Below are 13,226 nucleotides of genomic sequence, written 5' to 3'. Positions count from 1 at the left end.
ACGGAACATTTGCGGAACGCAATTGCCTTGCGCGTATTATCCGTGCACAGCACCTTCGATGCGTCAAAAGGAATTGAGGATCGCACTGGTCTGCTATGGCGGCGTGAGCCTGGCGATCTACATGCACGGTGTGACACGCGAGCTTTGGCACCTGGCCCGGGCCAGTCGCGAGTTCCATGTCGAGGGGCCTGCCCGCAAGGGCGTCGAAGCGGTCTATCGCGAGCTGCTGGAAAGCCTGGCGCGCGAACAGGGGCTGCGGCTCAGGGTGCTGCCCGACATCATGAGCGGCGCGAGCGCGGGCGGGATCAACGCCGTCTTCCTGGCCCAGGCGGTGCATTCGGGGCAATCGCTCGAACCGCTGACCGATCTGTGGCTCGAAGTCGCCGACGTCGACGAACTGGTCGATCCGGCCGCGCGGCTGAAATGGCGTTTCTCGAAGATGTGGGCGCAACCCTTTGCGACCTGGCTGCTCAACCGCCCGGGGAGCGATATTGCCGATGCGGTCTCGCCCGAGACGCAGTCCGAGGTCGAGCGCAAAGTTTCGCACCTGATCCGCGGCCGGTGGTTCGAGCCTCCGTTTTCGGGGTTGGGCTTCTCGCGTCTGCTCGAAACCGCGTTTTCGGCCATGGCTGCAGGGCCGGTGGAAGATCCCCTTCTCCCGCCCGGACACCCGCTCGACCTCTATGTCACGGCGACCGACTATTACGGCTTTCACGAGCTGATCCGTCTCCACAGCCCGCCGGTGGTCGAGGATACCGAGCACCGGATGCCGATTGCCTTCCGCGCGAATACGCCGGCGAGGGGCGGATCCGACCTGGCCAATCCGCTCGAACTGGTCTTCGCCGCGCGCGCCACGGCGAGTTTTCCCGGCGCCTTCCCTCCGCTGCGGATCGAGGAGATCGACACATTGTCCGATCTCACGGAGCGCGCCTGGCCGGGCCGCGAGGCCTTTCTCGAGCGCATCATGCCGGTCCACGCAGTGCGCGGTTCGCTCGACCACGTCTCGCTCATCGATGGCTCGGTGTTGGTCAACAAGCCCTTTTCGGGAGCCATTGCGGCGCTGGAGGGGCGGCCCGCACAGCGCGAGGTCGATCGTCGCTTCGTCTATATCGATCCGCGGCCCGATAGTTTCGGCGATGTGAATGCCAGCAAGAACGAACCGGTTGGCTTCTTCTCCGCGATCTTCGGGTCGCTTTCGACCATCCCGCGTGAGCAGCCGATCCGCGACAATCTCGACCAGATCCAGGAACAGAGCCGCGAGGCGGAGCGCCTCAACCGGATCGTCGCCGCGCTGCGCCCCGAGGTCGATGCGGTGGTCGAGAAGCTCTTCGGTCGCACGCTGTTCCTCGACAGCCCCACGCCCGCGCGCCTCCGGGCGTGGCGGCAGAAGGCGCAGCAGGCTGCCGCCGAACGCGCCGGCTATGCCTTTCACGCCTACGCCCAGGCCAAGTTCTCCGCCATCGTCATGCGCCTCGCGCGGCTCGCGCTGTCGGGCGCGCCCAAGCTCGGCTTCGACGAACCTTCCCCGATCGAAGCCGTCCTGCGAGAGGAGTTGCTCCGACGCGGGCTGGAGCGGCTGACTGCCCCTTCCGGGGGTGCGTCTCCCGAGGCAATCGCCTTCTTCCGCGAGCACGATATCGGGTTTCGCATCCGCCGGCTGCGCCTCCTGGCCCGTCGGATGGCGCGCGACTGGGAAGCGGACCCGGACATTTCGGACGAGGCGCTCGAACGCGGGCGCGATGCCGTCTACCGCATCCTCGCGCTCTATTTCGCAAAGGAGGGTGTCAACGCTCTGGGTTCCGATTTCGAACAGGCCGCCGAAGGAGTCATGGCGGAACCTGGCGCACTGCTCGACCGCGTCGAGGCGAAACGCCTGTTGCCCGACCTCGACGACCGAGCCGAAGAGATGCTTTCGGTAGCGCTCGACCAGATGCCCAAGAACCTGCGTCGACGCATGCTGCTGACCTACTTGGGCTTCCCCTTCTACGATGTCGCCACGCTCCCGCTGCTGCGCAACGAGGGGCTGACCGAATTCGACCCGGTCAAGGTCGATCGCATCAGCCCCGACGATGCCCGGAGCATACGCGAGGGCGGGACGACGGCGACACTGCGCGGGATCGAGTTCTACAATTTCGGTGCCTTCTTCAGCCGGGCCTATCGCGAGAACGACTATCTCTGGGGCCGCCTCCACGGCGCCGAGCGCATGATCGACCTCGTCTGTTCGACGGTGGACAAGCCGCTTCCCGAGGAACGATGCCGCAAGGTCAAGCGCGCAGCCTTCGACGCGATCCTCGACGAGGAACAGGCATCGGGCCGCTGCGCACAGCACCTGATCGACGAAATCCGCGGCGAAGTCGCCGAGCGCTTCTCCTAGGCTTTCTTCCGGCCGAAAAAGAGCAGCGCAACGAGGCGCGCATTCTCAGGCTCGGTCCCGAAAGCGGGCGCGGCGTTGTGGAACTGCCAGGGCGAAAACAGCACCAGTCGGTTGAAGCGCATCGGCACGCGCATCACGCGCTCCCACCTGGCTGGCTGGGTCGTGTCCTTGTTGACGACGTCGGTGATGAGGTCGTCGAGCGTGTCGTAACCGCTGGCGGCAAGGTCCGCGCCATTGGGGGGCACGCGCTCGAGCCCGGTGCGCTTGTGGCGGAAGAAATCGGTCCCGCCCGCTCCCGGCTTCGCGCAATCCTCGGGACGCGAGAGATAGAGGATGCCCGAATAGAATGCCGGGTCGATATGCACACCGCTCCGTCCCTTGTCGGACTTGAGCGTGATCCGGCAATGGCCGTGTTCGGTGCCCTTGGCGCCGGTGAGTTCGATCCCGACATGGCGCGACACCGCGGCGTCGATGCCGTCCATCGGTAGCGGCTTGGTCGAATCGCGCCCAGGATAGTTTCCGCCCGCCCCGGGAGCGGCATAGTCGAGCGCCAGCGCCGCGCGGCGCGCGGCCCAGGGGTCAGCAAGGAAATCGTCGATGATCGTCAGCGATGGCAGCATGGAGGGCGCTTATCGCGAGCACCGCCCCGCTTGGCAATCACCCGCCGAAGGCATCCCGCACCTTGTCGAAGAAGCCGCGGCTCTCGGGGCATTCTTCGCCGGTTTCCTGCTCGCGGAACTGTTCGAGCAGCGCGCGCTGGACCTTCGACAGCCGTGTCGGCGTCTCGACCGCAATCTCGATCACCAGGTCGCCGCGACCGCGCCCCTGCAGCACGGGCATGCCCGCACCGCGCTGGCGCAACTGCTTGCCCGACTGGATACCCGCGGGAATCTCGATCGTCACATTTTCGCCGTCGAGATTGGGGATCTCGATCGAGCCGCCGAGCGCGGCGGTGGTGAAGCTGATCGGCACGCGCGTGGCGAGCGTGGTGCCTTCGCGCTGGAAGATCGCGTGCGGCTTGACGTGGACGAAGATGTAGAGGTCACCGGGAGGTGCGCCGCGCGGGCCCGCCTCGCCCTTGCCCGACAAGCGGATGCGCGTGCCGGTATCGACCCCCGGCGGGATGTCCACTTCGAGCGTCTGCGGCTTGTCGACGCGGCCCTCGCCGCGGCAGTCGCGGCACGGCGAGGTGATGACTTCGCCGCTACCGTGGCAATTGGGGCATGGACGCTCGACCACGAAGAAGCCCTGCTTGGCGCGGACGGTGCCCTGGCCGTGGCACAAATTGCAGGTCCGCGCGCGGGTGCCGGGCGTGGCGCCCGACCCGTGGCAGGTTTCGCAATTCTGCGAGACCTCGATCTCGATCTCGGTCGACTTGCCGTGGAAGGCCTCTTCGAGATCGATTTGCATGTCGTAGCGCAGATCGGCACCGCGGCGCGGCCGGGCACGCCCGCCACCGCCGCCGAAGGCGCTGCCGAAGATGGTCTCGAAAATATCGCCCAGGTCGCCGAAATCGGCGCCCCCGTGGCCGCCACCACCATTCTGGAAGGCGGCATGGCCGTAGCGGTCATAGGCCGCACGCTTCTGCGGGTCCTTGAGTACTTCGTAGGCGGCGCTGACCGCCTTGAAGGTGTTTTCGCTCTCGGTGCAGCCGGGATTGCGATCGGGATGATGCTTCATCGCCAGCTTGCGATAGGCGGACTTGATCGTCGCGCCATCGGCGTCGCGGGTCACCCCAAGCAGTTCGTAAAGGTCGGTTTCGGTCGTCGACATGGCTTTCCAATGGCTAATCGCCACCGGTGCATTGGCGCACCGATGGCGATTGGCTTCTCATCCGGCGATCAGTTCTTCGAGTCTTCGTCGACTTCGGAGAATTCGGCGTCGACCACCTCTTCCTCCGCACCGCCGTCGTTCCCGGCGTCGCCGCCTTCGGGAGCTTCGGTCGATGCCTTGGCCTGCTCCTGCTCGTAGATCGACTGGCCCATCTTCATCGCCGACTGCGACAGGTCCTGCGCTTTGGCGTTGATGTCCGAGGCATCGTCGCCTTCGAGCGCGGTCTTGAGCGCCGCGACCTTCTCTTCGACCTCGCTCTTCAGCGAAGCATCGATCTTGTCGCCATGCTCTTCGAGCTGCTTTTCGGTCGCGTGGACGAGGCTATCAGCCTGGTTGCGGGCTTCGGCGCCCTCGCGACGCTTCTTGTCCTCGTCGGCGAACTTCTCGGCATCCTGGACCATCTTCTCGATGTCGTCGTCAGAAAGACCGCCCGAGGCCTGGATGCGGATCTGCTGCTCCTTGCCGGTCCCCTTGTCCTTGGCGCTGACGTTGACGATGCCGTTGGCATCGATGTCGAAGGTGACTTCGATCTGCGGCACGCCGCGCGGCGCCGGGGGGATGCCGACCAGGTCGAACTGGCCGAGCAACTTGTTGTCGGCCGCCATTTCGCGCTCGCCCTGGAAAACGCGGATGGTCACCGCGTTCTGGTTGTCCTCGGCGGTCGAATAAGTCTGCGTCTTCTTGGTCGGGATCGTCGTGTTGCGGTCGATCATCTTGGTCATGATGCCGCCGAGCGTCTCGATGCCCAGCGACAGCGGGGTCACGTCGAGCAGCAGCACGTCCTTGACGTCGCCCTGGAGCACGCCGGCCTGGATCGCGGCGCCCATGGCCACGACTTCATCGGGGTTCACGCCGGTGTGCGGCTTCGAGCCGAAGAATTCCTCGACCACTTCGCGCACCTTGGGCATGCGGGTCATGCCGCCGACGAGGATGACCTCGTCGATCTGGTCCTTCGACACGCCCGCATCGGCGAGCGCCTTCTTGCAGGGGTCGAGCGTGCGCTTGATCAGATCGCCGACGAGCTGCTCGAGCTTCGAGCGGGTGAGCGTCTCGACGAGGTGCAGCGGGGTCGAGCTGCCGCCTTCCATGCGAGCCGTAATGAAGGGCAGGTTCACTTCGGTCTGGGCCGAGCTCGAAAGCTCGATCTTGGCCTTTTCCGCAGCTTCCTTGAGACGCTGGAGGGCGAGCTTGTCGGCCTTCAGGTCCATGTTTTCCTTCTTCTTGAACGCTTCAGCGAGATATTCGACGATCGCGCTGTCGAAGTCCTCGCCGCCGAGGAAGGTGTCGCCATTGGTCGACTTCACTTCGAACACGCCGTCGCCGATCTCGAGGATCGAGACGTCGAAGGTGCCGCCGCCAAGGTCGTAGACGGCGATGGTCTTGCCGTCTTCCTTGTCCATGCCATAGGCGAGCGCCGCGGCGGTCGGCTCGTTGATGATGCGCAGCACCTCGAGGCCCGCGATCTGGCCGGCGTCCTTGGTCGCCTGGCGCTGCGCGTCGTTGAAGTATGCGGGGACGGTGATCACCGCCTGGGTAACGGTTTCGCCGAGATAGCTCTCGGCGGTTTCCTTCATCTTCTGCAGAATGAAGGCGGAAACCTGGCTGGGCGAATAGTCTTCGCCACCGGCTTCGACCCACGCATCGCCGTTCTTGCCCTTGACGATGTCGTAGGGGACGAGCTCCATGTCCTTCTTGGTCAGCGGATCGTCGAAGCGGCGACCGATCAGGCGCTTGATCGCGAAGAGCGTGTTGTCGGGGTTGGTGACCGCCTGACGCTTGGCCGGCTGGCCGATCAGGCGCTCGCCATCCTTGGTGAAGGCGACGATCGACGGCGTGGTACGCGCGCCTTCGGAATTCTCGATGACCTTGGGCTTGCCCCCGTCCATCACGGCGACACAGCTGTTGGTGGTGCCGAGGTCGATACCGATAACTTTGCTCATGGTTTCCCCATCTGTTTCAAGTCGTTGGACACCGCACTATGGGTTCCCCGAGAATGGCGGAACCGGTCGGCGGCTCGATCCGGTGGTGTATTACATGGGCGATATAGGTGTGGTTTCTCTTGGCACAAGGGAGGGGCCGCGCTAGTTTTTCGGGCAGGAAGAGAGGGGAACAAATCCATGAAATTTACGCATTTCGCGCCCGTGGCGCTGGCATTGACGACGGTTGCACTGGCCGGTTGTTCGGGAGAATCCAGTGACGTGGCGGCCCCCGCGGCCGACGAGGTCGCACTCGAAGTCAGCAATGCGCGGCTGATGCTGCCCGCGGTTTCGGGCAATCCCGGGGCGATCTATTTCGAGGTCAAGAACACCGGCGAGAAGAATTACGCGATCCGGCGCGCGGATGTCGAAGGAGCGGGCAGCGCCGAGTTGCACGGTTCGATGGAAATGGACGGCCAGATGACGATGGACAGCCTCGGCCAGGTGCTGGTCAACGCCGGCGATAGCCAGAGTTTCGAGCCTGGCGGTTTCCATGTGATGGTGTTCGATCTCGCCCCGACGATGGAAGCCGGCGGGACGACCGAGATGACCCTGACTGTGGTCGGCGGCAAGAAGAAGTCCTTCCCGGTGGAAATCCGCGCGGCGGGGGACGAGCGCTGAGCCTAGGGCGCGACAGTCTCGGCCTCAAGAGCCACGATAGTGCTGTCGCGCCTTCCTGCCGGGCAGGAGGAGAACGTCCACTGACGTCGGGCGAGATCGAACTCGCACGGACGGTGTTTGGCGACGCGATCGATTATTCGCGGGTGACCATCCGGCGACGGAAATGGTTTCCTCTTCAGCCGCGACGGGTCACCATGGCGCCGCGCGGACATCTGCATTTTCACCCGGATTCGGACAGCTACTGCGACGATTTCTCGGTCGCGAACGTGTTGCGGCAGGGACTGCTCATTCACGAATTGGTGCATGTCTGGCAGGTGCAGACCCGCGGCGAATGGTATCTCGTCACGCGCCGGATGCCCTGGGCCCGATACGACTATGCGCTCAAGCCCGGTTGGCCGCTTGATCGTTACGGGATCGAGCAGCAGGCCGAGATCGTCAAACACGCCTTCTGGTTACGCAACGGGATCAAGTTGGCGGGCGCCGCGGACGCCTCCGCCTATGACCTTCTGGTGCGCTTCCCAGGGGCGACCGGCTAGGGGTCGCTCGAGATCGAGGCCTACCAGTAGCGCGCGTAGCGATCGTCGTAGCGGCAGTCATCGTCGACATAGCGGCCATCGCCGTAATACCCGTCGCAGCGATCGTTCTTGTCCTTGGCGTAGCCGATGACGCCGCCGATCGCGGCGCCCGCCAGCGCGTAAGTCTCGATGTCGTCGCCGAGCAGCAGGCCCAGCCCGGCACCCGCCGCAGCGCCTGCGGCAGCGCCTTCGACCGCATAGTTTTGCGCGCAGGCACCCAGGCTGAGGCTCGACACGGCCAGAGCCGGTGCGAGAAGAAGCTTCATATTCATGGAAATCTCCGTTTGCATCCCTGTCGGGTCACTTACGGATGCAGTCTGCGTGCGTTCCCGGGGATCCTGGCCTCAGTCGTAGGTCACGCCGGGCAGGCCCTGCCCGCCATCGGCGATGAAGGCGTCGATCCGCGCTTCGAGCGCGGGTAGCGGCACCGAGCCGAGCGACAGGACGACATCGTGGAATTTGCGGATGTCGAATTGTTCGCCGAGCGCCTCTTCGGCCTTGGCGCGCACGCGGCGGATGGTTATTTCGCCGAGCTTGTAGGCCAGCGCCTGCCCCGGCCAGCTGATGTAGCGGTCGATCTCGGTCCCGACTTCGCGATCGGACAGCGCGGTGTGGCTCGACAAATATTCGACCGCTTGCTCGCGGGTCCAGCCATACCGGTGGATGCCGGTATCGATGACGAGCCGCGCGGCACGCCACATTTCGTAGGATAGCCGCCCGAACTTCTCGTAGGGAGTGCGATAGATGCCCATCTCCTCGCCGAGATATTCGGTGTAGAGACCCCAGCCCTCGCCGAAGCCCGAGAAATAGGTCTGGCGCCGGAAGCGCGGCGCCTCTTCCTGCTCGAGCGCGACCGCACCCTGGAAGCTGTGCCCGGGCGAGCATTCGTGCAGCGTCAAAGCGGGGATATTGTAGAGCGGGCGTGAGGGCAGGTCGTATGTGTTCATCTGGCAGGCATCGAGCCCGCCCCGCCCCGCCGTGTAGAACGGCGCGATCGCCGGATCGACCGGGCGGATGGTGAAGCGGTGGCGCGGCAGGAAGCCGAAATAGTCGCCGATCTTCCCGTCGACCCGCTTGGCGACATAGGCGGAGACACCCATCAGCTCGTCGGGCGTCCTGGCGACGAATTGCGGATCGGTGCGCAGGAAGGTGACGAATTCCCCGAGCGTGCCCTCGAAGCCTGCCTCGGCCTTGACCTTCTCCATCTCGGCGGTGATCCGCGCGACTTCTTTCAGGCCGATCTGGTGGATCTGTTCGGCGGTCAGGTCGGTCGTGGTGTATTGCCGGATCTGCTGGGCGTAATAGGCCTCGCCTTCGGGAAACTCGCTTGCGCCGAGCGAAGTCCGCGTGCGCGGCAGATACTCCTCGCGGAAGAAGCGCAGCCAGTCGGCATAGGCCGGAGTGACACTCTCGGCGATCGCCGCGCGGCCTGCCGCCCGCAGCCGCTCCTGCTCGGCTTCCGGGATGCTGCGCGGCATGTCGGCGAAAGCCTTCCAATACGGGCTCTGCTCGGGATCGTCGACGACATAGGAAGCGATCGAGACGTCGCGCCCTTCGAGCGTCACGCGCGGGACCGAGAAACCGCGCGCCAGCCCGGCGCGGGCGTTGGCGGTCTGTTCGGCGAAATAGCGCGGAATGTCGCGCATCCGGCCGATGTAGTTCTCGTAATCCTCGACCGTGGTAAAGCCGCGCGACGACGCGAGGTATGACCAGAAATTGCTGTCGCTGTCGAAGGGCATTTCCCATTCGGCAAAGCGCGCGTCACCGATCTCGCCCTCGAGCAAGGTCCTGAGGACCAGCGCATCGGTGACCACCTTCTCGCTCAGCTGCGAGCGGTCGATGGCATCGAGCTGTGCGAGGAGCTCCGCGTACTTCGCCGCCCGCGCGCGCTGCGCCGCAGGAGTGACCGACCACAGATGATCGCCATATTCGGTATCGCCGCTGGCCGTCTCGGTCAGGCCGAACTCTGCGAGATTGTAGTCGTAATAGGCATCGCCCAGCGCTTCGACCTGCTCGTCGGCGCTGTCCTGAGCGATGGCAGGTGAAACCCAGGCGGAGGCGACGAGGACCGCCGCTCCGATCATGGCAGTCCTCATGTGTCGTCCCTCCTCTGGCCGATCAGTCGGGCTTCTTGGCCACGCCGACCATCGCCGGACGCAGCAGGCGGTCCTTGATCATGTAGCCGGCCTGCATTTCCTGCACGATCGTGCCGGGTTCGGCCTCGGCGGTCGGGATCTCCATCATCGCCTGGTGCTGGTTGGGATCGAGCGGCATGCCCTTGGCGGCAATGCGCGTGATGCCGTTGGCGTTGAAGACCTTGTCCAGCTCGCGCATGGTCGCCTCGATCCCGGCGATGAAGTTCTTCGCCTTGTCGCTCTCGCGCAGTTCCTCGGGCACGTGATCAAGCGCGCGCGACAAATTGTCCGCCACGCTGAGTATGTCGCGCGCAAAGCTCGTCGCACCGTAATTGCGTGCGTCCTGCACGTCCTTTTCGAGGCGGCGGCGCACGTTCTGGGTTTCGGCGCGGGCGTAGAGCACGTCCTGCATCGCGGTTTCGAGATCGCCGCGCAGCTTCGAAAGCGCTTCTTCGAGTGCCTTGTCCTCACCGTCGGCTTCGTCGCTGTCGCTGCGCAGGTGCTCGGGCACGCCTTCCATCTCGCGCGCCACTTCTTCGTCGACCGCTTGCTTCTGCGGTTCGTGCTTGTTCTCGTCGTTCACTCGAAAAACCCTGTCAGCCTATTCTCTTGCCCAAGGATCGGGCGGTGAAATCCACCATGGGGACGACCCGCGCGTAATTCAACCGAGTCGGGCCGATCACCCCCAGCACGCCGACGACCTTGCCATCGCGGTCGCGATAGGGCGAGGCGATGACCGATGAGCCGGAGAGCGAGAACAGCCGGTTCTCGCTGCCGATGAAGATACGCAACGCCTCGGCGCGGCGCGCGCGGTCGAGCAGACCCGCGAGCGACTGCTTGTTTTCGAGGTCGTCGAGCAGCGAACGCACGCGCTCGATATCGCCCAGCGCGGACTCGTCGAGAAGGTTCGCCTGACCGCGCACGATCAGCACCGGGCGCTGGGCCGAATCCTCGCTCCAGATCGCCAGTCCACGCTGGACCAGGTCGCGGCTAGCCTCGTCGAGCGCCGATTTGCCGCTGGCGATTTCTTCTTCGACTGCGCCCGCCGCCTCGGCCAGCGTCCGCCCGGCGATCCGCGCGGTGAGATAGTTGCTCGCCTGTTCGAGCGAGGTGGCCAAAGCTTCGGCGGGGAGCGACAGGATACGGTTCTCGATATGGCCGTCCTCGCTGACCAGCACGGCCAGAACGCGCGTGGCATCGAGCGCGGTCAGCGTGATCTGCGCCAGCCTCGGTTCGCGCGTCGGCACCATGACCATCCCCGCAGCGCCCGACAGGTCCGACAGCAGCGCGCTGGTTTCCTCGAGCGCGCGTTCGATCGGACCGGGTTCGGACAACCGCTGTTCGATCGCCGCGCGCTCCTCGCGTGTGGGCTCGGCAACCTGCATCATCGCATCGACGAACAGCCGCAGGCCCGTCTCGGTCGGCATGCGTCCGGCGCTGGTGTGGGGGGCGGCAAGCAGTCCGCGCGCCTCGAGGTCGGCGAGGACATTGCGGATCGAGGCGGGGGACAGGTTCACTCCACCGCCCCCTTCTTCTCTTGGGCCCGCGAGCGCCTTCGATCCCACCGGCGTGCCGCTGTCGAGATAGCCTTCCACGACGAGGCGGAATATCTCGCGCGCGCGGTCGCTGAGATCGGTGAGTGGAGGCGAATTCATGCCTCCTATCTAGCCACTCCCCTTGCGGCCTCAAGACCCATGCGCCACAGCGCCCGTCGAGACTCGACTGCAATGGAGATTCCCATGCGACCTTCCGGCCGTGCGCCCGACGAAATGCGCGCCATCACCATCGAAACCGGCTATACCAAGCATGCCGAGGGCAGCTGCCTGATCAGCTTCGGCGAGACGCGCGTGCTGTGCACCGCCAGCGTCGAGGATCGCCTGCCGCCGTGGATGCGCAACAAGGGCGAAGGCTGGGTTACCGGCGAGTATTCGATGCTCCCGCGCGCCACCCATACGCGCGGCCAGCGCGAAGCGGCCAAGGGCAAGCAGAGCGGGCGGACGCAGGAAATCCAGCGGCTGATCGGACGCAGCTTGCGCGCCGTGGTCGACATGAAGAAGCTCGGCGAGCACCAGATCACGCTCGACTGCGATGTGCTCCAAGCCGATGGCGGCACGCGCACCGCCTCGATCTCGGGCGCGTGGGTTGCGCTCAGGCTCGCGGTCGACGGGCTGCTGAAGTCGGGCGCGATCACGCAGGACCCGATCACCGCCAAGGTGGCGGCGATTTCCTGCGGTGTCTACAAGGGCACGCCGGTGCTCGACCTCGATTATCCCGAAGACAGCAATGCCGATGCGGACGCCAATTTCGTGCTGATCGAGGGCGGCAAGATCGCCGAGGCGCAGGCCACGGCCGAAGGCGCGCCCTATGACGAGGAAGCCTTCCTGCGGCTGCTGCGGCTTGCCCAGATGGGCTGTGCGCAGATCTTCAAGGCACAGGACGAGGCCGTCCGCAAATGACCCGCCGCATCGGTTCGGGCACGCTGGTGATCGCCACGCATAACGCGGGGAAGCTCAAGGAGATTTCCGCGCTGCTCGAACCGCATGGGGTGAAGTGCATCTCGGCCGGCTCGCTCGGTCTTCCCGAGCCGCCAGAAACCGGCACGACCTTTGTCCAGAACGCGCTGATCAAGGCGCGCGCGGCGGCAGAGGCCTCGGGGCTCGTGGCGCTTGCCGATGACAGCGGCTTGTCGGTCGATGCGCTCGACGGGCGGCCGGGAGTCTACACCGCCGACTGGGCCGAACGGCAGTGGTTCGAAGGCGAACCGGGGCGCGACTGGTACATGGCGATGGGCAAGGTCGAGGGCATGCTGCAGGCGAAAGGCGACGGGGTCGACCGGTCCTGTGCCTTCCACTGCGTGCTCGCACTCGCCTGGCCCGATGGCGAACAAGCGGTCTACGAGGGCACCGCGCCGGGCAGCCTGACCTGGCCGCCGCGCGGGGCGATGGGGTTCGGTTACGATCCGGTCTTCGTGCCGCAGGGACGCGAGCAGACCTTTGCCGAGGTCGATCCGGCGGAAAAGCACGCCATCAGCCACCGTGCCGACGCTTTCGGCAAGCTGGTCGCCGATCAGTTCGGCTGAGGATCAGTAGGCCTTCTGGCCCCAGACATTGCCTGCGGGCCAATAGCGGCACACCAGCACGTCGTTGCCCCGCGCAGTCGCGACGGCGCAGCCGACTTCCTGCGTATCGCGCCAGACGATCTGGCTGTAATGGCCGACATCGGCCCAGTTGCCGGTCTTGGAAATGTCGGGGAAGCGCGCGTGCCGGTAGTGCTTCTTCTCGTCGATGAACATGCCGACCATGTTTTCGACCGGCCAATGCCCCGCCGTGCCCATCCAGAGGTTCTCGCCCGTCTGGTTGCGGCCTCGCTGGTCGGCATGTTGCAGCATCCCCTTGCTCGAGAGATGTTGCGCCCATTCCCGCGCCTCGCGCTCGAGGTGGACATTCCACTTGAGCGGCTTGAGGCTCAGGCGCTGGCGTTCGTCGTTATGCGCCCTCAGGATCCGCGCCGCGAGATGAAGATCGCTGGGGCCGCGCCGGTCGACCGAGCGCATTGCGGGAAGGTCGCGACTCGCCATGCTCGAGGACGAGCTGCTTGCAGCCATGCCACTGCCCGTGGCACAAAGAAGGGCAAATGCCCCGGCAAGGGGCGCAATCCATTTTTTCGACTGGGTCATGACGGCGCTGAATCGGCCGTGATGGTTAAGATTGAC

The 13,226-nt window shown here is 65.3% G+C and carries 13 protein-coding genes; 5 read left to right on the top strand and 8 right to left on the bottom strand.

Annotated features, from left to right (window positions below):
- The first annotated feature begins 58 nt into the window (after positions 1 to 58).
- Positions 59 to 2,374, top strand: coding sequence for a patatin-like protein (locus tag K3181_RS14880; protein ID WP_221603914.1), 2,316 nt, complete (start codon positions 59 to 61; stop codon positions 2,372 to 2,374).
- On the opposite strand, the gene K3181_RS14875 is transcribed toward K3181_RS14880, so the two are convergent.
- From K3181_RS14875 to dnaK, 3 genes are all read right to left on the bottom strand, one after another.
- Complete coding sequence (locus K3181_RS14875; RefSeq protein WP_221603913.1) at positions 2,371 to 2,994, bottom strand: DUF6445 family protein; 624 nt, start codon at positions 2,992 to 2,994, stop codon at positions 2,371 to 2,373. The two genes, K3181_RS14880 and K3181_RS14875, sit on opposite strands and share 4 nt — an antisense overlap.
- A 37-nt stretch (positions 2,995 to 3,031) precedes the next feature.
- On the bottom strand, positions 3,032 to 4,147 hold the full coding sequence (gene dnaJ / locus K3181_RS14870) for a molecular chaperone DnaJ (protein ID WP_221603912.1): 1,116 nt from the start codon (positions 4,145 to 4,147) through the stop codon (positions 3,032 to 3,034).
- Between the two features lie 68 nt (positions 4,148 to 4,215).
- The gene (dnaK, locus tag K3181_RS14865) at positions 4,216 to 6,147 is read right to left on the bottom strand and encodes a molecular chaperone DnaK (protein ID WP_221603911.1); all 1,932 of its coding nucleotides are present in this window, start codon (positions 6,145 to 6,147) and stop codon (positions 4,216 to 4,218) included.
- A gap of 177 nt (positions 6,148 to 6,324) precedes the next feature.
- Here dnaK and K3181_RS14860 point away from each other — a divergent pair, with 177 nt between their 5' ends.
- Positions 6,325 to 6,804, top strand: coding sequence for a copper chaperone PCu(A)C (locus K3181_RS14860; protein WP_221603910.1), 480 nt, complete (start codon positions 6,325 to 6,327; stop codon positions 6,802 to 6,804).
- A gap of 113 nt (positions 6,805 to 6,917) precedes the next feature.
- Complete coding sequence (locus tag K3181_RS14855; protein WP_345725518.1) at positions 6,918 to 7,340, top strand: vgr related protein; 423 nt, start codon at positions 6,918 to 6,920, stop codon at positions 7,338 to 7,340.
- A 20-nt stretch (positions 7,341 to 7,360) separates the two neighbouring features.
- Here the strand turns inward: K3181_RS14855 and K3181_RS14850 are convergent, their stop codons facing one another.
- The 4 genes from K3181_RS14850 to hrcA all read right to left on the bottom strand — a co-directional run bounded on the left by K3181_RS14850 (position 7,361) and on the right by hrcA (position 11,169).
- The gene (locus tag K3181_RS14850; RefSeq protein ID WP_221603909.1) at positions 7,361 to 7,651 is read right to left on the bottom strand and encodes a YMGG-like glycine zipper-containing protein; all 291 of its coding nucleotides are present in this window, start codon (positions 7,649 to 7,651) and stop codon (positions 7,361 to 7,363) included.
- Positions 7,652 to 7,723: 72 nt separating this feature from the next.
- Positions 7,724 to 9,475: a DUF885 domain-containing protein gene (locus K3181_RS14845; RefSeq protein WP_221603908.1), complete on the bottom strand. Its 1,752-nt coding sequence runs from the start codon at positions 9,473 to 9,475 to the stop codon at positions 7,724 to 7,726.
- Between the two features lie 22 nt (positions 9,476 to 9,497).
- The gene (gene grpE / locus K3181_RS14840; RefSeq protein ID WP_221603907.1) at positions 9,498 to 10,097 is read right to left on the bottom strand and encodes a nucleotide exchange factor GrpE; all 600 of its coding nucleotides are present in this window, start codon (positions 10,095 to 10,097) and stop codon (positions 9,498 to 9,500) included.
- Positions 10,098 to 10,110: 13 nt separating this feature from the next.
- A complete protein-coding gene (hrcA, locus tag K3181_RS14835) occupies positions 10,111 to 11,169 on the bottom strand; it encodes a heat-inducible transcriptional repressor HrcA (RefSeq protein WP_221603906.1) in 1,059 nt (352 codons plus the stop codon).
- Between the two features lie 84 nt (positions 11,170 to 11,253).
- On the opposite strand from hrcA, the gene rph reads away from it, so the two are divergent.
- Together rph and rdgB are read left to right on the top strand one after the other, a co-directional pair.
- Positions 11,254 to 11,970, top strand: a complete 717-nt coding sequence (rph, locus tag K3181_RS14830; protein WP_221603905.1) for a ribonuclease PH — start codon at positions 11,254 to 11,256, stop codon at positions 11,968 to 11,970.
- Positions 11,967 to 12,593, top strand: coding sequence for an RdgB/HAM1 family non-canonical purine NTP pyrophosphatase (gene rdgB, locus K3181_RS14825; RefSeq protein ID WP_221603904.1), 627 nt, complete (start codon positions 11,967 to 11,969; stop codon positions 12,591 to 12,593). Before rph ends, rdgB begins: the two co-directional genes overlap by 4 nt.
- Positions 12,594 to 12,596: 3 nt before the next feature.
- On the opposite strand, the gene K3181_RS14820 is transcribed toward rdgB, so the two are convergent.
- Positions 12,597 to 13,118 carry a CAP domain-containing protein gene (locus K3181_RS14820; RefSeq protein ID WP_247715176.1) on the bottom strand — a complete coding sequence of 174 codons (522 nt, stop codon included), beginning with the start codon at positions 13,116 to 13,118 and terminating at the stop codon, positions 12,597 to 12,599.
- Positions 13,119 to 13,226: the final 108 nt, after the last annotated feature.

The sequence above is a fragment of the Qipengyuania mesophila genome (assembly GCF_019711655.1).
In the GTDB taxonomy this organism is placed as follows: Bacteria; Pseudomonadota; Alphaproteobacteria; order Sphingomonadales; family Sphingomonadaceae; genus Qipengyuania; species Qipengyuania mesophila.
This window is presented reverse-complemented; position numbering and strand designations above follow the sequence as displayed.